The organism is Micromonospora kangleipakensis (assembly GCF_004217615.1).
Lineage (GTDB): Bacteria > Actinomycetota > Actinomycetes > Mycobacteriales > Micromonosporaceae > Micromonospora > Micromonospora kangleipakensis.
The window spans coordinates 6,600,731-6,623,440 of record NZ_SHLD01000001.1 but is presented as its reverse complement, the minus strand read 5'-3'; the positions used below and the strand labels follow the sequence as shown (position 1 = coordinate 6,623,440).

Annotated in this window: 18 protein-coding genes and 1 pseudogene; 16 read left to right on the top strand and 3 right to left on the bottom strand. The window is 69.7% G+C overall.

Annotated features, from left to right (window positions below):
- The first annotated feature begins 29 nt into the window (after positions 1-29).
- Complete coding sequence (locus EV384_RS31535) at positions 30-437, top strand: hypothetical protein (protein ID WP_242624384.1); 408 nt, start codon at positions 30-32, stop codon at positions 435-437.
- Positions 438-484: 47 nt separating this feature from the next.
- Here EV384_RS31535 and EV384_RS31530 read toward each other — a convergent pair whose 3' ends face one another.
- Positions 485-703 carry a DUF397 domain-containing protein gene (locus EV384_RS31530; RefSeq protein ID WP_130339129.1) on the bottom strand — a complete coding sequence of 73 codons (219 nt, stop codon included), beginning with the start codon at positions 701-703 and terminating at the stop codon, positions 485-487.
- Between the two features lie 66 nt (positions 704-769).
- Here EV384_RS31530 and pepN point away from each other — a divergent pair, with 66 nt between their 5' ends.
- From pepN to EV384_RS31480, 11 genes and pseudogenes are all read left to right on the top strand, one after another.
- Entirely contained in the window at positions 770-3,286 is a 2,517-nt protein-coding gene (gene pepN, locus EV384_RS31525) for an aminopeptidase N (protein WP_130339127.1), read from the top strand.
- 120 nt (positions 3,287-3,406) lie between these two features.
- Positions 3,407-4,003 carry a nicotinate-nucleotide adenylyltransferase gene (nadD, locus tag EV384_RS31520; protein WP_130339125.1) on the top strand — a complete coding sequence of 199 codons (597 nt, stop codon included), beginning with the start codon at positions 3,407-3,409 and terminating at the stop codon, positions 4,001-4,003.
- A 110-nt stretch (positions 4,004-4,113) separates the two neighbouring features.
- Positions 4,114-4,518: a ribosome silencing factor gene (rsfS, locus tag EV384_RS31515; RefSeq protein ID WP_130339123.1), complete on the top strand. Its 405-nt coding sequence runs from the start codon at positions 4,114-4,116 to the stop codon at positions 4,516-4,518.
- Complete coding sequence (locus EV384_RS31510; RefSeq protein WP_130339121.1) at positions 4,515-5,144, top strand: histidine phosphatase family protein; 630 nt, start codon at positions 4,515-4,517, stop codon at positions 5,142-5,144. Before rsfS ends, EV384_RS31510 begins: the two co-directional genes overlap by 4 nt.
- 47 nt (positions 5,145-5,191) lie before the next feature.
- Positions 5,192-6,070 (top strand): DegV family protein, encoded by an 879-nt coding sequence (locus EV384_RS31505; protein WP_130339119.1) that lies wholly within the window; start codon positions 5,192-5,194, stop codon positions 6,068-6,070.
- A gap of 484 nt (positions 6,071-6,554) precedes the next feature.
- On the top strand, positions 6,555-7,349 hold the full coding sequence (locus EV384_RS31500; protein WP_130340927.1) for a ComEA family DNA-binding protein: 795 nt from the start codon (positions 6,555-6,557) through the stop codon (positions 7,347-7,349).
- Positions 7,346-9,799 (top strand): ComEC/Rec2 family competence protein, encoded by a 2,454-nt coding sequence (locus EV384_RS31495; RefSeq protein ID WP_242624383.1) that lies wholly within the window; start codon positions 7,346-7,348, stop codon positions 9,797-9,799. Before EV384_RS31500 ends, EV384_RS31495 begins: the two co-directional genes overlap by 4 nt.
- Positions 9,715-10,041 (top strand): annotated as a pseudogene (locus EV384_RS36595) (recombinase family protein); the annotation flags it as partial. The gene EV384_RS31495 and the pseudogene EV384_RS36595, both read left to right, overlap by 85 nt.
- On the top strand, positions 10,015-11,157 hold the full coding sequence (locus EV384_RS36590) for a recombinase family protein (protein WP_341273661.1): 1,143 nt from the start codon (positions 10,015-10,017) through the stop codon (positions 11,155-11,157). The pseudogene EV384_RS36595 and the gene EV384_RS36590, both read left to right, overlap by 27 nt.
- A 118-nt stretch (positions 11,158-11,275) precedes the next feature.
- Positions 11,276-14,293 carry a BPTD_3080 family restriction endonuclease gene (locus EV384_RS31485; protein WP_130339115.1) on the top strand — a complete coding sequence of 1,006 codons (3,018 nt, stop codon included), beginning with the start codon at positions 11,276-11,278 and terminating at the stop codon, positions 14,291-14,293.
- Positions 14,294-14,300: 7 nt separating this feature from the next.
- The gene (locus tag EV384_RS31480; protein WP_130339113.1) at positions 14,301-17,030 is read left to right on the top strand and encodes a site-specific DNA-methyltransferase; all 2,730 of its coding nucleotides are present in this window, start codon (positions 14,301-14,303) and stop codon (positions 17,028-17,030) included.
- 117 nt (positions 17,031-17,147) lie between these two features.
- Here EV384_RS31480 and EV384_RS31475 read toward each other — a convergent pair whose 3' ends face one another.
- Together EV384_RS31475 and EV384_RS31470 are read right to left on the bottom strand one after the other, a co-directional pair.
- Entirely contained in the window at positions 17,148-18,197 is a 1,050-nt protein-coding gene (locus EV384_RS31475) for a restriction endonuclease (RefSeq protein WP_130339111.1), read from the bottom strand.
- Positions 18,198-18,395: 198 nt separating this feature from the next.
- Positions 18,396-18,908 (bottom strand): hypothetical protein, encoded by a 513-nt coding sequence (locus tag EV384_RS31470; protein WP_130339109.1) that lies wholly within the window; start codon positions 18,906-18,908, stop codon positions 18,396-18,398.
- A 384-nt stretch (positions 18,909-19,292) separates the two neighbouring features.
- Between EV384_RS31470 and EV384_RS31465 the strand changes: the two genes are divergently transcribed.
- From EV384_RS31465 to EV384_RS31445, 4 genes are all read left to right on the top strand, one after another.
- The gene (locus tag EV384_RS31465; RefSeq protein WP_130339107.1) at positions 19,293-19,514 is read left to right on the top strand and encodes a hypothetical protein; all 222 of its coding nucleotides are present in this window, start codon (positions 19,293-19,295) and stop codon (positions 19,512-19,514) included.
- A 738-nt stretch (positions 19,515-20,252) separates the two neighbouring features.
- Complete coding sequence (locus EV384_RS31455) at positions 20,253-20,906, top strand: hypothetical protein (protein ID WP_130339105.1); 654 nt, start codon at positions 20,253-20,255, stop codon at positions 20,904-20,906.
- Positions 20,907-20,953: 47 nt separating this feature from the next.
- A complete protein-coding gene (locus EV384_RS31450) occupies positions 20,954-21,718 on the top strand; it encodes a hypothetical protein (RefSeq protein WP_130339103.1) in 765 nt (254 codons plus the stop codon).
- Positions 21,719-22,157: 439 nt separating this feature from the next.
- The gene (locus EV384_RS31445) at positions 22,158-22,682 is read left to right on the top strand and encodes a hypothetical protein (protein ID WP_130339101.1); all 525 of its coding nucleotides are present in this window, start codon (positions 22,158-22,160) and stop codon (positions 22,680-22,682) included.
- The last annotated feature ends 28 nt before the right edge of the window (positions 22,683-22,710 follow it).

Below are 22,710 nucleotides of genomic sequence, written 5' to 3'. Positions count from 1 at the left end.
GCGGGGCCGGACCGACGACGGGAGGACGGATGCGGGAGAACAGGGCGCCGTACCGGCGGCGGCGGATGGTCGACGCGCTCGGTGCCGGGCTGGACCGGGGCGGGGTGGGCGGACCGGACGTGCCGCTGCTCGTGCCGCCGCGCCGCGGGCCGAGGCCGCCCCGGCACTTCACCGTGCACCTCGGCTTCCATGCCGACGACGCCGACCGGGCCCGGGAGCTGGCGGTGGCGTACGCCGAGGCGCTGAGCCTGCTCCGCCCCGAGCTGGCGCTCGGTGCCGCCGCGCTCTCGCCCGCCGATTCCTGGCGGCGGGCCGAGCGGCTGTTCTGCGGCGCGGTCGGGCCGGACGGCGAGCGGTGCGTCGACGTCGCCGGCCACCCGGGCTTCCACCACGCCCCCGGCCCCGGCGGTCTCGGCTGGGGCGGCGGCGATCCGTGAGCGCCGCCGGGATGTGGGCTCACCACCCCGACGGCGGAGCGCCGCGGTCAGTCCAGGTCGAACTCGCCGTCCTGGGCGCCCGCGACGAACGCGTCCCACTCGGCCTGGGTGAAGACCAGCACCGGTCCGTCCGGCTCGGCCGAGTTGCGCATGCCGATCAGGTCGCCGACGAAGGCCACCTCGACCGCGCTGTCGGAGGTGTCGCCCTCGGCCCGCTGCCAGACCGCCCGGGTGAGGTCGAAGTCGCCCTTGGGGTGCTGACCCATCGTTGTGCCTCCATCGCCAAGCGTCACGGGGAGCCGCTCCGGATCCCCATCGGGCAGGATAAGCGGATGCCGAGCCTGAGCCGTGTAGAGGCGACCGCGCGTGGCGCGTTGATCACCGTCGAGTCCTACCAGGTGGACCTCGACCTGACCAGTGCCGGCGAGCGGTTCCGCTCCGCCGTCACGATCCGGTTCCGGGCGACCCCCGGCGCCGAGACCTTCGCCGAGGTCAAACCCGCCAGACTCCTGGCGGTACGCCTCAACGACCGGGACCTCGACCCGGCCGCGCTGGCCGACGACCGGCTGCCGCTGACCGGCCTGGCCGAGGAGAACACGCTGACCGTCGAGGCCGAGATGGCGTACTCGAAAACCGGCGAGGGGATCCACCGCTTCGTCGACCCGGCGGACGGCGAGACGTACCTGTACGCGATGTCCTTCCTCGACGACGTGCAGCGCATCTTCGCCGCGTTCGACCAGCCGGACCTGAAGGCGCCGGTCACGCTCTCGGTCACCGCCCCGCCGGAGTGGACGGTCGCGGCCAACGGCCAGCTCGCCGCCCGCCCCGCGCCCGGGCGCTGGGAGTTCGCCCCGACCGCGCCGCTGGCGACGTACTTCGTCACGCTGATCGCCGGCCCGTGGCACGTCCGGCACGACGAGCACGACGGCATCCCGCTCGGCGTCTACTGCCGGCGTTCCCTCGCCGCCCACCTGGACGCCGACGCGGACGAGATCTTCACCGTCACGAAGCAGTGCCTCGACCGGTTCCACCAGCTCTTCGCCGAGCGCTACCCGTTCGGCAAGTACGACCAGGCGTTCGTGCCCGAGTTCAACGCCGGCGCGATGGAGAACCCGGGCCTGGTCACCCTCCGGGACGACTACGTCTTCCGCTCCGCGGTCACCGACACCCAGCGGGAGCTGCGCGCCACCACCATCGCCCACGAGATGGCGCACATGTGGTTCGGCGACCTGGTGACCATGCGCTGGTGGGACGACCTCTGGCTGAACGAGTCCTTCGCGGAGTACCTGGGCACCCGGGTGACCGCCGAGGCCACCCGCTTCGACCAGGCGTGGACGACCTTCGCCATGCGCCGCAAGGCCTGGGGGTACGCGGCCGACCAGCGGCCCTCCACCCACCCGGTCGCGCCTGAGGAGGTCGCGGACGCCGCGCAGGGGCTGCTCAACTTCGACGGCATCTCGTACGCCAAGGGGGCCAGCGTGCTGCGGCAGCTCGTCGCCTGGCTCGGCGACGACGTCTTCCTCGCCGGGCTGAACGCGCACTTCGCCGCCCACCGGTTCGGCAACGCCACCCTGGCCGACCTGCTCGGCAGCCTCAGCGCCGCGAGCGGGCGGGACCTCGCCGACTGGGCCGAGCGCTGGCTGCGCCGCCCCCAGGTGAACACCCTGCGGATGGAGACGGCGGTGGACGCCGACGGCCGGTGGACCGAGGCGGCGGTGGTGCAGACCGCGCCGGACGAGTACCCGGTGCTGCGGCCGCACCGCATCGGCGTCGGCCGGTACGCCGCCGACGGGACAGCGAGCCGGTTCGAGGTGGACCTCGACCCGGACGTCGACAAGGGTCGTACCGAGCTGACCGGGCTGGTCGGCGAGGCCGCCACCGGCCTGCTGCTGCCCAACGTCGGTGACCTGACCTTCGCCAAGATCCGCCTCGACCCGGCCTCCGCCGACGCGGTGCCGACGGTGCTGCCGGGGCTGGCCGACCCGCTGGCCCGGGCGCTGCTCTGGGGTGAGGCGCTCGACGCGGCCACCGACGGCGAGCGGCCCGTCGCCGCCGTGGTGGCGCTGATCGCGGCGGCGTTGCCCGGCGAGACCGAGGTGATCATCGCGGAGGACGTGCTCACGCTCAGCCGCGGCCTGATCGACCGCTACCTGGACCCACTGGCCCGGGACGCCGCCCTGCTCCGGGTCGCCGGGGCCTGCGCCACGCTGCTCGCCGGGGCGCCGGCCGGCGGGTCGCTCCAGCTCGCCGCGGCCCGGGGCCTGATCTCGTCGACCACCGACGCCGCGCTGCTCACCGGCTGGCTGGCCGGCGACGGCGTGCCGGAGGGGCTCGCCGTGGACGCCGACCTGCGCTGGGCGCTGCTGGTGCGCCTGGTGGTGCTCGGCGCGGCCGGCGAGCCGGAGATTGCCGCCGAGGTCGCCGCCGACCGCAGCGCCACGGGGGCGGAACGGGCCGCCAGCTGCCGCGCCGCGCTGCCCGACCCGGCCGCCAAGCGGGCCGCCTGGGAGATCGTCACGGTCAACGCCGAGCTCTCCAACCGCCTCGTGGAGGCCACCGCGGAGGGCTTCTGGCAGCCGGAGCAGGCCGAGCTGACGGCCCCGTACGTCGAGCGGTACTTCGCCGACATGCCGGCCGCCGCGCGGCTGCGTACCCCCTGGACGGCCGACCGGGTGGCGACCCTGGCCTTCCCCCGCTACGCCGTGGCGCAGCCCACCCGGGAGCTGGCCGCGGCCCTGCTGGCCCGCGACGACCTCACCCCAGGGTTGCGCCGACGGGTCACCGACATGGACGACGACCTGCGCCGCGCGCTGGTCGCCCGGACGGCGGTGGCCGCCGCGGGGGCCTGACCGGGGTCGGGGTCGGGCTCGCCGGGAGCCCGGCCCCGGCGTGGCCCGGATGCGACCGGTGATCGGGACGCTCCGGCGGCCCCGCCTGGCGCCCGCCCGGCACCGGCCTACGATCGCGGGGTGGAGGAAGACATCCGGCGGATCGGGATCATGGGCGGGACGTTCGACCCGATCCACCACGGGCACCTGGTCGCGGCCAGCGAGGTGGCGGACCGGTTCGAGCTGGACGAGGTGGTCTTCGTCCCCACCGGCCAGCCGTGGCAGAAGGCCGACGAGCCGGTCAGCCCGGCCGAGGACCGCTACCTGATGACGGTCATCGCCACCGCCTCCAACCCCCGGTTCCAGGTCAGCCGGGTGGACATCGACCGGGGCGGGCCGACCTACACCGTCGACACGCTGCGCGATCTGTACGCCGAGTACGGCCCGAAGGTGCAGCTCTTCTTCATCACCGGCGCCGACGCGCTGGAGCGGATCCTCTCCTGGAAGGACCTGGACGAGATCTTCGAGCTGGCCCACTTCATCGGGGTGACCCGGCCGGGCTTCGAGCTGTCGGACAAGCACCTGCCCGCCGACACGGTGAGCCTTGTGCAGGTGCCGGCGATGGCGATCTCCTCCACCGACTGCCGCGCCCGGGTCGCCCGGGGCGAGCCGGTCTGGTACCTGGTGCCGGACGGTGTGGTGCAGTACATCGCCAAGCGGCGCCTCTATCAGGAGTGATGCCGCCCGGAATGTGGTCGCATGTCCGCGTAATCGACCAGAACTGACAAGTCGTCGCCCGGCCGGGTGTGAGAGGCTTGGAGGGTCGGACGGTTGATCGAAGGAGAACGGTGACAGTTTCCGAACGCGCTCACGAGCTGGCGATGGCCGCCGCCCAGGCCGCGGCCGACAAGAAGGCGCAGGACATCGTCATCATCGACGTGGGCGACCAACTCGCCATCACCGACGCGTTCGTCCTCGCCGCGGCCCCCAACGAGCGTCAGGTGCTGGCCATCGTCGACGCCATCGAGGAGCGCCTGCTCGAGCTGCCGGAGAAGGCCAAGCCGGTCCGGCGCGAAGGTCAGCGGGGCGGCCGCTGGGTGCTGCTCGACTACGTCGACATCGTGGTGCACGTCCAGCACACCGAGGAGCGCGAGTTCTACGCCCTCGACCGGCTCTGGAAGGACTGCCCGCAGATCCCGTTCGTGGACCGGGACCTGGCCGACTCGGCCGCCGGCACCGCCGCCGCGGAATGACCCGCCTGATCATCTGGCGGCACGGCAACACCGACTGGAACGCCGCCAACCGGGTCCAGGGGCAGACCGACGTACCCCTCAACGACCTCGGCCGGGAGCAGGCCCGGACCGCCGCGCCGCTGCTCGCCGGGCTGCGCCCGGACGCCATCGTGGCCAGCGATCTGTGCCGGGCGGTCGACACCGCCGCGGCGCTCGCCGCGCTGACCGGGCTGCCGGTGCGCACTGACGCCCGGCTGCGCGAGCGGCACTTCGGCGAATGGCAGGGCCTCGCCCTTACCGAGGCCGCCGAGCGGTTCCCCGAGGAGTACGCCCGCTGGCGGGCCGGCGACCCCGACCCGGGCGCCGGGATCGAGAGCCTCCACGACCTCGGCAAGCGGCTCGGCGCCGCCTTCCAGGACGCGGCCGACCTCGCCGTCGGCGGCACCGTGGTGGTGACCACCCACGGCGGCGGCGCCCGGCAGGGCGTCGGGCACCTGCTCGGCTGGGACCACGCGGTGCTGCGCAGCGTCGGCTCCCTCTCCAACTGCCACTGGACCGAGCTGCGCCACGACGACGCCCGGGGCTGGCACCTGCGCGCCCACAATGTCGGCCTGATCACGCAGCCGGCGCTGACCGAGGCGGTCTGACCGAACGGCCCCGGCACGCCGCGACGACATCGGCTAGCGTGCCGGGCATGCCCGTCGCGGTCGTCACCGACTCCACCGCCTACCTCCCGCCCGAGCTGGTGCTGGCGCACCGGCTCACCGTCGTCCCGCTGACCGTCGTGCTCAACGGGGCCGAGGGGCTGGAGGGGGTGGAGACCTTCCCGGCCGACGCCACCCGCGTGCTGGGCGGGCGGCGCGTCTCGGTGAGCACCTCCCGGCCGTCACCCGAGCAGTTCGCCCAGGTCTACCGTTCGCTGCTCGCCGAGGGCGCCGACGGGGTCGTCTCCGTGCACCTCTCCGCCGAGCTCTCCGGCACGGTCGAGGCGGCCGGGCTGGCCGCGGCCGAGATCGGCGACCGGGTCGCGGTGGTCGACAGCCGCTCCACCGGGATGGGCCTCGGCTTCCCGGTGCTCGCCGCCGCGGCGGCCGCTGACCGCGGCGCCGACCTCGCCGCCGTACGGCAGGCCGCGCTGGACACGGTCGACCGGACCACCATCTACTTCTACGTCGACACGCTGGAGTTCCTGCGCCGGGGTGGCCGGATCAACGCCGCCGAGGCGCTGTTCGGCACTGCCCTGTCCGTCAAGCCGATCATGCACATGCCGGACGGCGCGATCGTCGTCAAGGACAAGGTACGCACCGCCAGCCGGGGCGTGGCCCGCCTGGTGGACCTGGCCGTCGAGGCGGCCGGCGACGCCGACGTGGACCTCGGGGTGCATCACCTCGCCGCACCGCAGCGCGCCGAACAACTGGTCGCGGCGCTCACCGACCGGCTCGGCGACCACCTCCACGACACGTACGTCTCCGAGGCCGGCGCGGTGGTCGCCGCGCACGCCGGACCGGGCCTGGCCTGCGTGGTGGTCCACCGCCGGCCCGCGCCGGACGCGCCGCCCGCCGCCGAGGGCTGACCGGCGGGGTCGCGCCCGGCCTGGACCCGGAGGCGAGGTGAGGGAGTCCTTCGCCCCGGTCATCCTCCTGTGCGGCTCCGTCGTGCATCCCGTAGCACATTCGCAGCATGATCAGGTGGTTGTCCACAGGGGACCCCGTCGTCCACAGGAGCCGCGCTCAGGGCCTGAGTGGGACTTGGGTCCGCCCTAGCCTCGCGGCGTGTCAGATGACGAGGAGAGCCGGGTGCGGCGGCGGCTGTCCCGGCTGTTCGAGCCGCCGGCGATGTCGACGGCCGATCGGCCGGCGCCGTCCACCGCCAGTCCGCCGGCCCGTCCGGGTCCGTCCACCGCCGGCCCGCCGACCCGTCCGGGCCCGCCCACGGCTGCGGCCGCCCGGCCTCCGGGCCCGGCGGTCGGAGCCGAGCGCCGTGCGTCCAGCTTCGACCCGGCGGTCGAACCTCGCCGGTGGCCGGATCCGGTCGAGCCCGACTGGCCGACGTTCGACCTGCTTCCGCCCGCGCGGTCCGCCCGCCCGACGCCGGATCCGGCTCCGCGGGCCGAGCCCGCGCAGCCGCCCGGGCCGGCCCGCACGGCTCGGCCCGAACCCTCGGCCCCGGTCGCCACACCGGGCGACGAAGGTCCCGCCCGCCGGATGTCCCGCCTGCCCGGCCCCGGCGCGTTCGACCCCGGTCGGCGCGGGGTGCGGGCGCTGGCCGTCGTCGCCCTGGCCGTGGTGCTCGGCGCCGGGCTCTGGGCCTGGCGGTCACGGCCACATCCCGAGCCGGTCCGACCGGTGTCGACGATCGCCGCGCCGGAGCCGTCCTCCGCCGGCCCGGCCGAGGCGGCGAACGGTCAGCTGGTGGTCGCGGTCGCCGGCAAGGTACGCCGCCCCGGCCTGGTCCGGGTGCCGGCCGGCTCCCGGGTCGCCGACGCCGTCGAGGCGGCCGGTGGCGCGCTGCCCGGCGTGGACGTGGCCCTGCTCAACCCGGCGCGCAAGGTCACCGACGGTGAGCTGATCCTGGTGGGTGTCGCCGCCCCGCCCGGCCCCGCCGGGCAGCCCGGGGCCAACGGGGCGGCGGGGCCGGCGGTCGGTGGGGCGGCGCCGGGCGGGCCCGTCAACCTCAACACCGCCACACTGGCCCAGCTCGATGCCCTGCCCGGGGTCGGCCCGGTGCTCGCCCAGCGGATCCTCACGCATCGCGAGCAGCATGGCGGCTTCCGGTCGGTGGCGGACCTGCGCCAGGTCGAGGGCATCGGCGACGCCCGGTACGAGCAGCTCAAGGACCTGGTGACGGTGTGACCACCCGCCGGAACGCCGCCGCTCCCCGCCTGGGCGGCCTGCCCGCCGGTGACGGCCCGGAGCGGTTGGTCGACGCCGCCCCGGAGCCGCCGGTCGGGGCCGCGACGGGGGAGACGGTCCCGGACCTGCGGTTGGCCGGGCTGGCGGTGGCCGCCTGGCTCGCCGCGCTGGCCGGACTGCACCTCACCGCGGCGGCGACGGCCGCGCTGGCCGCGGTCGCCGCCGGCCTCGCCGCCCTCGTCGCCGTCCACCTGCTCGGTGTGCTCGGGCGTCCGGCCGCCCCGGTCCGCCGGCACGGCTGGGCCGTCGTCGCCGTGCTGATCGGGGTGCTCTGCGGGGCGAGCGCGACCGCCGCCCGCCTGGCGGTCCGCGACGCGGCCCCGGTCCGGGCGCTGGTCCACGAGCGGGCCATGGCCACCGTGGAGCTGGTCGTTCGGGACGACCCGCGGCCCGTCCGGGGCGCCGCCGGCCGGCCGGCGACCCTCCTGGTCCGGGCCGACCTGGAACGCCTCACCGCTCGGGACGGCGGGCGGGTGGCCGGACCCGTCCGCGCCCTGGTGCTGGCCACCGACCCGGCCTGGCGAGGGCTGCTCCCCGGGCAGCGGGTGGGCGCGCAGGGAAGGCTGACCGCGCCGCGCGGCGGTGACCTGACCGCCGCCGTCCTCACCGTGACCGGCCCGCCCACGCCGCACGGTCCGCCGCCGTGGCTCCAGCGTGCGGCCGGCACGCTCCGCGCCGGGCTGCAACGCGCCTGCGAGCCCCTCCCGGACGAGCCGGGCGGACTGCTGCCCGGGCTGGTCGTCGGCGATACCAGCCGGCTGAGCCCCGCCGTCGAGGCGGACTTCCGGGCCACCGGCATGACCCACCTGAACGCGGTCTCCGGCTCGAACGTCGCCATCGTCGTCGGCGCTGTGCTGCTGCTCGCCCGCTGGGCCCGGGCCGGGCCCCGGGCGGCCGCCGTGGCGTGCGCGCTGGCCCTGATCGGCTTCGTCATCCTGGTCCGACCGTCGCCGAGCGTGGTCCGGGCCGCCACCATGGGGGCGATCGGCCTGGCCGCGCTCGCCGCCGGTCGACCCCGGGCCGCGCTGCCCGCCCTCTGCGCCGCGGTCACCGTGCTGGTGCTGGTCGACCCGGAGCTGGCCGGCGACGCCGGCTTCGCCCTCTCCGTGCTCGCCACCGCCGGGCTGCTGCTGCTCGCCCCCGGCTGGCGGGACGCGCTGCGCCGGCGGGGCGTACCGGTGGGGCTGGCCGAGGCCCTGGCGGTGCCGGCGGCCGCCCAGCTCACCTGCGGCCCGGTGGTCGCCGGCATCTCCGGGACGGTCAGCCTGGTCGCCGTGCCCGCCAACCTGCTGGCGGTGCCGGCCATCGCACCGGCCACCGTGCTCGGCGTCGCCGCCGCCGTGGTGTCGCCGGTCTGGCCGGCCGGCGCCGAGTTCGCCGCCTGGCTGGCGAGCTGGCCGGCGCGCTGGCTGGTGACCGTGGCCGGGCACGGCGCGGGGTTGCCGGCCGGGACGCTGCCCTGGCCCGGCGGGGTGACCGGGGCCCTGCTGCTGGCCGGGCTCACCGTGGCGCTGCTGCTCGCCACCCGGCGACCGCTGGTCCGACGGCTCGTCGCGGTCTGCGCCGTCGCGGTGGTGCTCGGCACGCTGCCGGTCCGGCTGCTGGCCGGCGGCTGGCCGCCGCCCGGCTGGGTGGTGGTCGCCTGTGCGGTGGGGCAGGGGGACGCGCTGGTGCTCCCGGTCGCCGCCGGTCGGGCGGTGGTCGTCGACGCCGGCCCCGACCCGGCCGGGGTGGACGGCTGCCTGCGCCGGCTCGGCGTGCGCGAGGTGCCGCTGCTGGTGGTCAGCCACTTCCACGCCGACCACGTCGGCGGGGTCGCCGGGGTGTTCCGGGGCCGGCGGGTGGCGGGTGTGCTGACCCCACAGTGGCCGGAGCCGGCCTTCGGGGCGTACCAGGTACGCGGCGCCGCGCTGGGCGGTGCGGCGGGCCTGCGTACCGCGCCGGTGGGCTGGCGCTGGCGGGCCGGGGGAGTGGAGCTGGTCCTGCTCGGTCCGCCGTACCCGGTGCGGGGCAGCCGGTCGGACCCGAACAACAACTCGCTGGTGCTGGCCGCCACCGTGGCCGGGGTGCGGATCCTGCTGCTCGGCGACGCCGAGACCGAGGAGCAGCGGGCGTTGCGGGAGGCGCTGCCGTCCGGCGCGTTCCGGGCCGACGTGCTGAAGGTCGCCCACCACGGCTCGGCGTGGTGTCGCATGCTACCGTCCTTTTCCACTCATCGGCAACCGGGAGCGGACGGGGCATGCGAGCGGCAATCTACCTGCGAATCTCCAAGGACAGGACCGGCGAGGGTGAGGGGGTCGAGCGCCAGGCGGAAGACTGCCAGGCGCTCGCCGAGGCCAAGGGCTGGACAGTTGTCGAGACCTTCACTGACAACGACACCTCCGCCGTGACCAGCCGCCGCAGGAAGGGTTTCGACGCACTCATTCAGGCGATCGAGCGGCGCACGGTTGACGTGATCGTGACGTGGAACGCTGACCGTCTGTACCGGACGCCCGGGGACAGGCTCCGCGTGGTCGAGGCATGCCGAGCCCACGGCGTCTCACTTCACCCGGTCCGCGGTACGGGTATCGACATGACGACCCCGAATGGCCGGATGGTTGCCGGCATGCTGGGCGAGATGGCCTGGGCTGAGGTCGAGAACAAGTCGGAACGCCAGCGACGGGCCAACCGACAGGCAGCCGAGAAGGGCAAGCCGTGGATGACCGGCCCACGGCCGTTCGGGTATGAGCGTGCAGGTGGCATGCTCGTGCCGCATGAGAAGGAAGCTTCGGCGCTGCGGGATGCCTTCGCCATGTTGACGTCGGGTAGTTCTCTCTACTCGGTTACGAAGATGCTCAACGACTCCGGCTTCACATCCACTCTCGGGAACGAGTGGCGGCACAACAACGTCCGCGTGATGCTGTTGAACCCGCTGTACGCCGGACTGCGGGCGTACGCCGAGATGCCACCGTTGGGATCGAACAGATCCGCCCGTTCCCGTCCCAACTACGAGGATCGGACGTTGGTTGCCGGCAACTGGGAGGCACTGATCTCCGAGGATGTGTGGCGAGCATCCGTCTCGATCCTGCGAGACCCCGGGCGCAAGACGAACGTCGGGAACCTCTCGTCGGTCCGCTGGCTGGGCAGCAACCTCTACGGCTGCCTCCGTTGCGAAGGCGAGCAGGGCACGGAGGCGGACCTCAAGCGAACGGGTGTGCCGTTTATGGCGGTCAACTGGACCAACCCGAGGCGGGACGGCCAGCGAGGTCGGCGAATCTACAAGTGCAAGCGGTGCTTCATGACCCGACGCGCGGACCCCGTAGACGGCCTTGTAGAGGACATGATTGCCGAGCGGCTGAACCGCCAGGACGGTGCCGACGTGCCGCCCACGGACTCCTCTGGCCGTGCCGACCTTGACGTCCTGCGCAGGGAGGCCGGCGAGGTGCGGGCGAGGCTTGACGTTCTCGCGGACAGCCTTGCCGACGGCGAGATGACGAAGGACCAGTTCGCCCGAGCGAACCGGCGCGCGAGCGACAGGCTCGCGGCGATCGAGGCTGAGCTGGCCGAGGCTGGCCGCACCGATGTGCTCGCGGGCCTTCGCGGGCCGGGAGCGGGGCAGCGTTGGCTCACCTCTGATGACATCCGGTGGCGTCGCGCCGTGCTCGCAGCCGTGGCCGACGTCCTGCTGAGCCCTGCCAAGACCGGACGCCCGAAGAAGGGCGAGGTGATGGACCCGACTAGCGTGATCTTCCGGTGGCGCACTAGCTGACACCCTGAGCTATCGAATCTATACGCGGGCAGGCCGATTCGTGCCCCAACAGCCTTGAGCCGAGGCACTAGTCTGGCGGCCTCAGACATGATCGGCTCGGCCCGGGGAGGTGGAACGCATGGCGGATCGAGTGATCGAAAATCCGATCCTGAACAGTCCGTTCGACCGCCCGTCGCGGCACTGGAAGTTTGACGACGACGGCATCACGGACACGGTGATGGAGGGCCGGAGGCCGAGCGCCTATTTCGTCCCGGTTCCCGCGTCGAGGCGGCGCGGCGGGCAGCTTTCCTTGCCGATGGAGTGGACCAGCGACCGTCTGCGGCCGAATGACCAGGTGAATCAGATCCGGCCGAAGGTCGACCGGTGGCGTGATGCCGGCTACCCCGGGGTAACGAACACGACGAAGGCCCTCCTAGCGCACTGGAGTTCGCCTGAACGTGCCCGGCGGTTGTTCTTCGGTCAGCGCGAAGCGGTCGAGACGGCGATCTGGACGACGGAGGTTGCCGCGAAGACTGATCCGTGGGTCGGGAACGCGCTCGCGGATCAGAACATGACGTACAGCGGGGGCCTTCCCCGGGTCGCACACAAGATGGCAACCGGCTCGGGCAAGACCGCTGTCATGGCCATGCTGATCGCCTGGCACGCACTGAACAAGGCTGCGAACTCGATGGATCGCCGCTTCTCCGATCGGTTCCTCGTGGTTGCGCCCGGGATCACGATCCGCGACCGCCTGCGAGTGCTGCTGCCCACCGACCCTGACAACTCCTACGAAGTGCTGGACCTGGTGCCGGCCGATCTGCGGTCCGCGCTGGAGGGGGCGAGGGTGGCCGTCGTCACCTTCTGGGCCTTCGGCCTACGGGAAACCGGTCCTGCCGCCGGCCGACTCACGAAGCAGATCCTCACCGCTGGGGAGCCCGAGACGCCGTTCACCGAGTCGCCAGACCAGATGGCTCGCCGGGTGTGCCGCGAGCTTGGCCTGTCGTCTGGGCGCAGGGGCGGCGGAATTCTTGTCCTCAACGATGAGGCGCACCACTGCTGGCAGGGGCCTCCTGTGCCCCAGGAGGAGGAGAAACTAACTGGGGAGGAGAAGCGCGAGGCCGCCGACCGGTCCCGCGAGGCCCACCTGTGGATCAGCGGCCTCAAAGCGATCCAGGCGAAGTACGGCATCCGGCAGGTGTACGACCTATCCGCGACCCCGTTCTTCCTCAAGGGGTCCGGCTACGGCGAAGGTACTCTGTTCCCCTGGGTCGTCTCTGACTTCTCGCTCGTCGACGCGATCGAGGCGGGGATCGTGAAGATCCCGCGGCTACCGGTCGCGGACAACCAAGCCGACTCGGACATGCCGGCGTTTCGTAGCCTGTGGCCACGGATCAGGGAACACCTACCTCGCAAGGGGCGCAAGAACGCGGACGTAGGCGCCGAGCCGGCCCTGCCCGACGAGTTGCAAGCGGCGCTGCACTCCTTGTACGGGAACTACGAGAAGTCGTACCGCCGTTGGGAGGACACCTCGGCCGGCACCGGGTCGACGCCCCCGGTGTTCATCGTCGTGTGTAGCAACACGACGGTGTCCAAAATGGTCTACGACTGGATCGCCGGATGGGACAAGACGTTCTCCGACGACACGACAGTCGTTCAGACGGGCAACCTGGCGCTGTTCCGCAACGATGACGAACGCGGGAGCTGGCTGGACCGCCCACGCACGATCCTGGTGGACTCCGAGCAGTTGGAGTCCGGGGAGGCGATGAGCGCCGATTTCAAGGCGGTCGCCCAGCGCGAGATCGAGGAGTTCAAAGCCGAATACCGGCAGCGGTTCCCGGGCCGGTCCGCGGAGGCCCTCACGGAGGAAGACCTGCTCCGAGAGGTGATGAACACCGTCGGCAAGCCGGGCAAGCTCGGCGAGCATGTCCGGTGCGTCGTATCGGTGTCGATGCTCACCGAGGGCTGGGACGTGAACACCGTGACCCACATTCTGGGCGTGCGCGCGTTCGGCACTCAGTTGCTGTGCGAGCAGGTCGTAGGCCGTGGCCTTCGCCGTCGCTCGTATGCCCTCGATCCTGAGACTGGCCGTTTCGAGGCCGAGTACGCCGAGGTGTATGGGGTCCCATTCAGCTTCATTCCCGCCGCAGGCACCACGAAGGACCCCAAGCCTGTCCGGCCAGTCATGCACGTCCGGGCGCTGCCTGAGCGAGCGCACCTCCGTATCGAGTACCCGCGAGTGGTCGGCTACCGCTACGACCTGCCCGACCGGCGGCTCGACGCCCGGTTCGACAACGACACGGTGCTGGTCTTGTCCAACGCTGACGCCCCGACCGAAACCGAGATCGCCGGGGTCGCCGGTGAGATCGAGATTCACACGCTGGACGACTTGCGCAAGGTGCGCTCTCAGACGGTCGCCTACCTTCTTGCCGAAGGCGCGCTTATCCGGTTCCGCGACCCGGCCGGCAACGCCAAGCCCTGGCTGTATCCCCAGTTGCTTCGTATCTGCCGGGACTGGCTCGACGCACAGTTGGTATGCAAGGACGACGCGTTCCCGGCGATGGTGCTGCTCGGACAGCGGAAGGCCGAAGCCGTCGAACGCATCTACCGTGCCGTTGTTCGAGGCACCACCGGTGATGGGCCCTCCCCACATCTCTTGCCGATGTATCGCTCGTTCGACCCAGTCGGGTCTACTGACGTGGTCGAGTTCGACACGACCCGTGCCTGCTACGAGACCAGCCCCGACCGCTGCCATGTCAGCCACGTCGCCCTCCACTCCGGATGGGAGCAGAAGGTCGCGTACGAGATCGAGGCCACCAAGGGCGTCGCTGCCTGCGTGAAGAACGACCACCTCAGCTTCCGCATCCACTACGCCTACGAAGGCGAACAGCACGACTACGAACCCGATTTCCTCCTCCGTCTCGCCGCTCCCGACGGAGCCCCGCCGCAGACCGTCATCGTCGAGGTGTCCGGTGAGAGGAGAGCCGACAAGGCCGCCAAGACCGCAGCCGCCCGGAACCTGTGGGTGCCGGCAGTGAACAACGACGGCCGGTACGGGACATGGTCATTCCTGGAGATCACTGACCCGTCCAACGCCCGGACCATGCTTCGAGAGACCGTCGAAGGCCTGCTCGGCCAGACTCCCAACGGGAAGAGATAGGACAGCGATGCCGCCCCGCAAGCGCACTCCCGGAAAGTCGGCCGCGCCCATCCCGGTCCAGTCCGTTCATCATCTGGCCGCGAAGCGCAGCAACATCCCCACCGCTGACCTCCAGAGCTTCGTCGCCGACGACGAGAAGTCCCCGAAGACAGTGGAGTACCCTCGCCCGCTGCTCTACCCGCGCGATCCGGACGCCGACCCGCAGCTCGTGTGGCGCGGCAAGGACGACCAGGACGCCGAACCGCTCACTGTCGCCTCCGTCCCGGTCTACATACAGGAGAAGATCGAACCGCAAGCCCTCATCGAGAATCTTCGGGACACCGCCGGAGGCGGCGCAGCCGAGCCCGAACTCACGTTGTTCGACGACTTCGACGGCCTGAACTTCACCGAACTCGTTGACTTCTACCAGCACAACGCGAACTGGTCCAACCGCCTGGTTCTCGGCGACAGCCTCCTCGTCATGACCAGCCTGGCGGAGAAAGAGGCACTCGCCGGCAAGGTCCAGATGATTTACATGGATCCGCCGTACGGCATCAAGTTCAACTCCAACTGGCAGGTATCCACGCGGAAGCGTGAAGTCCAAGACTCAAAGCAAGCCGACCTCACCCGTCAGCCCGAGCAGATCCGTGCTTTCCGTGACACATGGAAGCGCGGTGTCCACAGTTTCCTCGCCTACGTGCGCGAAAGGCTCGTTGTTGCACATGATCTGTTGAACGAGTCGGGCAGCGTGTTCGTGCAAATCGGGGACGAGAACGTTCATCTTGTTCGATCAGTCCTCGATGAGGTGTTCGGTGGGGAAAACTTCATCTCGCTGATTACGTTCGCGAAGACAAGCGGTGCGACCGGGGAGTTTCTCGGAGGTGTCTCTGATTACTTGCTCTGGTACGGGAAGGACCGGTCGCAGACCAAGTACCGGCAGCTCTACCTAGAGAAGTTTCTTGGAGGCTCGGGGGCAGGGGAGTACAACTGGGTCGAGCTTGCTGATGGAACTCGACGGGGGCTGACAGCGGCTGAGCGAGCGGGCGCCGAGACGTTGCCCGCCGATGCCCGGCTATTCCGCTTCGATAATTTGACGAGTGCGAGCATCGGTCGCGAGAAGGGCGAGGGGGCAGCCTCGTGGTTTGCCGTCAGCCTAGAAGGCAAGGAATACCGCCCCGCAAGCAACAGGCGATGGTCTACGAATGAGGACGGCATGGAACGGTTGAGGCTCGCCGGGCGCCTCCATCCTCGCGCTAACTCGGTGGCCTACGTTCGATACCTCGACGACTTCCCCGCATACCCAATTTCAGATCTCTGGACAGACACTGTGATCGCTGGAAGGCCCGGCGAGAAGGTCTATGTGGTTCAGACGAGCCCCAAGGTCGTTGAGCGATGCCTCCTAATGACGACCGACCCCGGAGACCTTGTTCTCGATCCCACCTCCGGTTCAGGCACGACTGCATTTGTTGCGGAACAGCACGGGAGGCGCTGGATCGCTATCGATACCTCCAGGGTCGCAATGACTCTCGCCCGCACTCGGCTGATGTCGGCCCGGTTCCCGCATTACCTGCTACGGGATAGCACTGAGGGGGCCGCAAAGGAGTCGGAGCTCACCGGGTACTACGTTGAACCCACCAGCGGGCACGACGTGCGCCGGGGATTCGTGTACAAGCGGATTCCTCACGTGAGCCTCAAGTCCATCGCACAAAACCCGGCGATCAAGGACGGTATGACGCGGGACCAAGTCCGCCGGTTGATCGAGCAACACGCCGACCAGGAGCTGCTCTACGCTCAGCCATACGAGGACGCACGCAGGGTCCGAGTCGCCGGGCCATTTACGGTGGAGTCCCTGGCTCCGCATCGGGTCATCGATCCGGACGAGGACCGTCCGGTGAGCCAGCAGACCGCTGAAGGGGAACTGAGCGAAGGCTACGAGCAGACGATCCTCGAAAACCTTCGCAAGGGCGGGGTGCAGAACACGGTCAAGTCCGAGCGGTTGGTGTTCGACCGGCTGGAGGCATTCGCCGGATCCTGGCTGCAAGCCGCCGGCGAGTACACGACCGAGGATGGGCTGACCCGTCGCGTCGCCGTGTCGCTCGGACCGCAGTACGGCACGGTCGGGCCGGACCAGATTAAGGAAGCCGCCATCGAAGCGGTGCGGGGCGCAGGGTTTGACATGCTCCTCGTGCTCGGATTCGCGTTCGACGCGCGAGCCGCGGAGATAGCCAAGGAGTTCACGCCAGCCGAGGAGGGCACATTTTCCACTCAGGCTGAGCTGAAGATGGGCCGCCTTCCCGTGTCCCTTGTCCGCATGAACCCTGACCTCGTCATGGGAGACGCGCTTCTGAAGAACACCGGGGCAGGAAACCTGTTCATGGTGTTCGGCGAACCTGACGTGGAGATGCGTCGAGCCGACCAGCCCAACCACCTCCAGGTGGAAATCCACGGTGTCGACGTGTTCGACCCGACCACGGGCACAGTCCGGTCGCACAGCACCGACGACATCGCATGCTGGTTCATCGACACGAACTACAACAGCGAGTCGTTCTTCGTCCGCCACGCCTACTTCACAGGAGCGGACGAGCCGTACAAGCGGCTCCAGCAGGCCCTCCGCGCCGAGATCGACGAGGATGTCTGGGCGTCTATGTACTCGACCGTGAGCCGGCCGTTCCTGAAGCCGACGACCGGCAAGATCGCTGTCAAGGTAATCAACCACTTCGGAGATGAGGTGCTAAAGGTCTACGAGGTAGGGGGGTAATCTCGCGTCTCCGCGCCCTCGGCTCTTGCCAGCGGGCTGCGGAACGGATAAGCGCGGAGCGCCTTCTGATTTGCCTGCCGACGTGCGCCTACTTGGCCATCGCCGCGAACCACAATCTCAGGATTGGTGCCAGTCTGAAGCGTCGTATACCAGCTTGAAGATCCGCACGTCACCTTCGTCTGAGTATACGATAGTAATATCGGATAAGAAGGCATTCTTGAAGGCTGCCCGCCGTGCACGATACTCATCGGGATCCGCCATGATCCAGCTTTCGATTCGGTCGGGTAGTGTGAACCGAAACTCAACACGTCCGTCTTGCGACGAAGCGACCCAAGTGCCGGCAGTATCGGTGGCGCCCACATGACGTAGCCGGACATGCTGGACTGGATTCTCCGATAGCGCTGCGATGGCGGCATCTATAGCCGGAACAAACATCGCAAGGACTATTGGAGCGGCAGGAAATCCCAACAACATTTTTGCTCGCCAGTCCTCGATGACAAATGAAACGAGCTCCTCGATCGTGTTGTGGAGATTGACAGCCAAGGGCAGCTGCGGCCCTTGGTCTCTGGCGAAGCTGGCAGTACCCAAACGGCTCCGAATCACTGCTCGCACTGCTGTGAGGGGAAACTCCGCGAGGTTATCGCTGCTGGCGGCCTCCAACATCTCGCTACTGGCGCTTGTTAACCTTCTTCTTAGTCGAGCGAAGGCGGGAGCCGACAGATCGACCAGAACCAGCTGGTGTGCCTGCGCGTATTCCTGAGCGGCCGCCGTGAACCCAGACGTGGAAAAAAGGGAATAGAGGTAATGGTATCGTTGCCGTGGTCGACCCGTGCGGTGTGACGCCGCCCAGTTCTGATTAACGTCATGGATAACGCCGTGAGCGTTCCGCACCTCTTTTAGCCCTACCGGTGTGGACCTGTAGCACTTCGCTTCGACAAACATGCGAAGCGGCAATGAGAATGGCGGCACGTAGGCGAGTTCACCGAGCACGTCTGCTTGATGTTCGGCCCCACGGCCACGGACTCGGAGGCCATTTGAACCGTTGACCAACTCGATTTCGTCCTGGCTGCTGTTTGTAAGCAGTCGGTAGCCGCTGCTCTGGAGCATCCACGCGACGACCTCTTCGAGGAGGTATCCGCGTAGTTGTCCGGGACTCAAACCGATCATCTGGTCAGATTAAGGGCTGCTGCGACCGGATGCCAGATGTAGAACGTCAGCATCGGCACGTGAGGGAGCGCAACGATCGCCAATAGATGGAGCGCCAAGCGGCGTCCGACAACAGTGGGCAGGGAACCTGCGGCGGAGTGAGCCGGCCCTGCCTTCCGCGGTCTCTCCGACGCGCTCAGCCGATGGACTGGGGTGTCGTTAGAAGTTGCCTCGTCGCTGACGCGCTACCCGCAGCCGGGTCTTGAGGGTGTCCTTCGGGATCCCCATTACCTTCGCCAAGATATTCAGCGGCTCCGGATAGCCCATTTGTATCACTTCTTCGAAAAGGTCCAGTAGCTCCCTGTAGTAGACGTCCCCAGCCTTGCGAGGGCTGTCGGGAAGCCGCGCGACCCGTTCCTCCACGTGCTGGAGCACCTTGGTTGCGAAGGCCGTCGCGCCCGATACCTCGCGGATTTCGTCACCCATGTCGCTCAGGTGCCGCTCCAACCTGCGCATGACTCCCGAGTTGACCCCTCGCTGCCGCACGTCCCGCGGGGCGTCATCACTCAGACGGATGACCACTTCGCGAGGACCGTCAGAGGCGGGCTCCCCAGCCTCTCCCCACCAGCGTCCCGTGATGATCCAGCCCGCGTCTTCACGCGTGGTCTCGATCGCCCAATCAGGCGACTGCTGTAGGTCGGCGATCCAGCCCGCAGGCTTCTTCTGTGCCATGCATAGAGTCTGATCCCGCCACCCAGGCCTGTCAACTCCGGGCTGCCAAACCCGGGCTTGACGCACCGGGGTTGGATGCACTAGCTTGAAACACGTCGGCGGGAGCCACCCGCCCATGCGACCTTGCTGCCCAGCACAGTCAGCGAGACCACCTTCGGAAGGAGGCCCATGAGGGGCTATCCCTGGCCCCCACTACAGGGAGGAGCACCACTCAGTGCAGCAACACGGATCTACCTGCGCTCGCGAGCGCGGCAAACGAAGCACGCCCAACAGCGCCGACTGGCACGCCCACGTGCGGCGCATCGTCGATGAGGCGCCGCCGTTCACCCCGGAGGTTAAGGCTCGCTTGCGCGGGCTGTTCGCGGGCACCAGGCACGGTGACCGATGAGCGTTGGCCTGCCGACACCCGACATGACGAACGCCGAGATCGCCGAGCATTTCCGCGAGGCGGGGCTGAGCATCCTGCACCTGGCCGCCGTCTCCCTCTGGACCATCCCCGACATCCTCACCGCGTGCATCACGGAACCGGAGGCGCTCGCCGAGGGGTACAGGGCGGGTCTGGAGGAGGCCCTCTCCCAGATGCTCGACGACGTGGAAGGCGTCTAGCCGTGTGGGGGGCATCGACTTCGGCTCGGGTCGACCCTGGGGGGCTATCAACCAGGTCGAGTACCAGCGCATGGCGAAGGACCATCGGCACCCGCTCACCTCTCGGATCCACTTCGCCGCGTTGGGTTGGGCGAACCGGATCGGGCACGCGGAGTTCTCTGAGGGGAGCCTGGGCGTGATCCTCGGCGACGAGGGGGGCAGGCCCCTTGGACGGTCGAGCGTGTCCAACGCCATCGCGAGAGCGAAGCGGCTCGGACTCGTCGCGCTGTCCTCGAACGTGCGGTGCCTCGTTCTACCCCGCCACCACTTTCAGAAGGAGGGCAGGGGGACCGGCTTCTGCCGGGCCCACGGGCTGAGGGTGGCCGGCGAGGTGCGGACTTCACGTGTGGCGTGAAGCCATTTCACGTGGCGCGTGAAGTCATAACGCCGTGACCAGCGGAAACGCCAAGTTGCTCTCTATCTAGTTATGGGGAGCGGAGCCACTGGCATGTCCCTTTCGGGACGGGCGTAGCTGCGGCGGCGGAAGGACAGGTCAGGTCATCCAGATGTGACCAAGCCGCTTCGTCTGAGACGGGGCCGAAGGCCCCCTTCGGATCAACCAGTAACAGCCAACCGAGGACCCAACCTGCGTGCAGGTCAGGCCCTCTGCTTCCTCACGCCTACGGACGGGCGGTGAGGCGAACAACCAGACCGGCGGCCGACCGGGCGCCGCGTACATCAGAAGGAGTTACCCCAGCAGTGGCTACGACGAAGAAACCCACCAGCAACTCCGCCGCCGCCAGCAAGGCGAAGAAGGATCGCATCGCCGCTGAGCAGAAGCACACCGAGACCGTCCAGGCTCACGCCGATGCGCAGGCCAAGCTCGCCTCCCTCCACGAGGCGCTCGCCGGCGGAGATGCCTCGATCACGAGCGAGGCGCTGGCGATGGCGGAGCAGGAGATCACCAGGACTCGGCTCCTTGCCGACGCCGCCAGCAAGGCGCTTGCTGAGGCCTTGGAGATCGAGCGTCAGGCGGTCGCTACCCAGGCCGCCGAGGAGCTGCCCGAGCGGTTCGCCGCGGGGACGAGGACGAGGGAGGCTGCCGAAGCCCAGGCTCAGGCTGCCGTCACGAGCGCACTCACGGCCCTCCTGCGAGTTGTGGACCAGGACAACCAGGCGATCCGCCAGGCGGTGGGTGACGCCCGCGCGGCAAGGCTGATCGACGGGCAGTGCGATCCCCTGTGCCCGGTCATCGCCGGTCGGGAGCGCGTCGGCTTCACCAGTCGCGTCCGCGACTACATCGAGGTGTACGGAGAACGGTACGCGGAAGCGTCCCCGGCGCCGAGCGTGGAGACGGTTCTCCGAAAGGCGCTGGATGCCGCTGGCGTGAATCTCACGATTGCCCACAAGTGATCCACCCGAACTCCGAACAGACGACTACCCCAGGAGGTATGAGCCCAGTGAGCACCCAGACGCAGACCATCCCCACCCTCGTAACCGACCTGCTCTGGAAGGTCTACGGCGAGCGCGTGGCCACTATCGAGGTGGCGGACCCGAAGGGCTACATCACTCCACCTGCCGTCCTCCCCGTAGTCCGTGTTCGCCCTCGCGGGGCGGAGCGCATGGACATCATCAACGGGCAGGTTGACGGCGACGTGCAGGTGGTGGTGTACACCGATGAGGCGCACCCGTTGACCGTCGACCGGATGGACTTCGCGACCGGCCACGATGACCGCGTCGTCGAGAAGTACGCCTCGCACGGGTCCGGGGACTTGAGGTTCGTCAAGCATGGAGGCACGCCGAAGTCGAGCGCCCTCCATGGCGGCATCGTCGCCACGATGCATACCTGGACCATCGCTGGCGCGATCCTGCAAGTGCCCACCATCGTGGGCGATCCGGTGCCCGCGTCCCGCGTGAGCGCCCTCGTCAGGGCACTCGCGAGCAACGTCAGTGCGAGGGCCAGTGACTACAAGGTCACCCAGGCCCGCAACGGCGACACGGTGACCAGGACCGTGCAGGTGAACCTTGCCGTGGATCGCAGCGTGAGGATCCCTGCGGGTCAGCTCGCGAGCCTGACGACGGTCGGGGTCGAGAGGTACCGCGGCAAGGCGGTTGACGCCGTGGGTCGGTGCACCTCCGCGGAGGTGGTCAGCGTCGATCCGGAGGACCGCGGCGTTCACCTGACCGCCCGGCTCGTCTTCACCTCCCAGGCCCCGACTGCCTGACACACCAGATGCGAGGAGGCCCGCTCACCTGATGGGCGGGCCCCCTCGCCGGGAGCGATGACGAGTTGACGAAGACATGCCCGCGCTGCCAACGGGCAAAGCTCCAGCGTGACTACCAGCGGAACCGCTATCGGACGGACGGCCTACAGGTGTACTCCCGCGCCTGTCAGACCGCGATCCAACGCGCCTACGACCATGCCCACAAGGATCAGCGACAAAAGCGCAGGGCGCTACAGCGCCAGCACCTAACCGACGGCACGACCCTCTGACGAGGGCCGCGCGGGGGCGGGCAGAACTTGTCCGCCCCCCGGGCCTGATGTCGTACCCGGCTGACATAGTGGCCCGCGACCCGACAAGGGCGGCGACGGCTCACGACCGATCGCGGGCACGCGGACCCACTGGGCCGCACCCAATTGATGCACCACCGAGGAGAGACAGCTTGCGCAAGACCATCATCACCATCGCCGCGCTCGGGGTCACCCTGCTGGCCGCCGCGTGCGGGACCGAGGGCACCCCCGACCAGGCTGGCCCGGCTGCGACCGGCTCGGCTGCGGCCGTGGCTGCGAGCCCGGCGGCTGCTCCGAAGGAGCCTGTGACCGTGGAGGCGGCCAAGACTGCGGCCCAGAAGGAGTTCGACGCCTACGCGGCCGGCGATTGGAAGGGCGCGTGGGACCTGTGGACCGCCGAGGGCAAGGCCGCGATCTCGCGTGACGAGTACGCCCGCCTGCACACCGAGTGCAAGACCATCACCGGCCTGACCTTCGAGATCACCGGGACCCGGCTGGAGGGCGAGGGCAAGGCGGTGGTGACGTGGAAGCGGTCGATCGTCGCCGGCACGGCCGACATGCGGTACGAGGACGGCCAGTGGCGATACCAGCCGGACGCCGACTCGATGGCGGACTACGCCAAGGGCGTTGACAAGGTGCTCGCCGAGCGGCGGGCCGCGGGTAGCTGCGAGAAGTAGCGAGACCCGGGGAGGTGGGGACGGGTGT

Coding starts and splice junctions, on each gene's coding strand:
- pepN (WP_130339127.1), top strand. CDS start 770: ATGCCGAGCCTGAGCCGTGTAGAGGCGACCGCGCGTGGCGCGTTGATC.
- EV384_RS36590 (WP_341273661.1), top strand. CDS start 10,015: ATGCTGGGCGAGATGGCCTGGGCTGAGGTCGAGAACAAGTCGGAACGC.
- EV384_RS31485 (WP_130339115.1), top strand. CDS start 11,276: ATGGCGGATCGAGTGATCGAAAATCCGATCCTGAACAGTCCGTTCGAC.
- EV384_RS31475 (WP_130339111.1), bottom strand. CDS start 18,197: ATGATCGGTTTGAGTCCCGGACAACTACGCGGATACCTCCTCGAAGAG.
- EV384_RS31530 (WP_130339129.1), bottom strand. CDS start 703: ATGGGTCAGCACCCCAAGGGCGACTTCGACCTCACCCGGGCGGTCTGG.
- EV384_RS31480 (WP_130339113.1), top strand. CDS start 14,301: ATGCCGCCCCGCAAGCGCACTCCCGGAAAGTCGGCCGCGCCCATCCCG.
- EV384_RS31510 (WP_130339121.1), top strand. CDS start 4,515: ATGACCCGCCTGATCATCTGGCGGCACGGCAACACCGACTGGAACGCC.
- EV384_RS31505 (WP_130339119.1), top strand. CDS start 5,192: ATGCCCGTCGCGGTCGTCACCGACTCCACCGCCTACCTCCCGCCCGAG.
- EV384_RS31470 (WP_130339109.1), bottom strand. CDS start 18,908: ATGGCACAGAAGAAGCCTGCGGGCTGGATCGCCGACCTACAGCAGTCG.
- EV384_RS31535 (WP_242624384.1), top strand. CDS start 30: ATGCGGGAGAACAGGGCGCCGTACCGGCGGCGGCGGATGGTCGACGCG.
- EV384_RS31465 (WP_130339107.1), top strand. CDS start 19,293: ATGAGCGTTGGCCTGCCGACACCCGACATGACGAACGCCGAGATCGCC.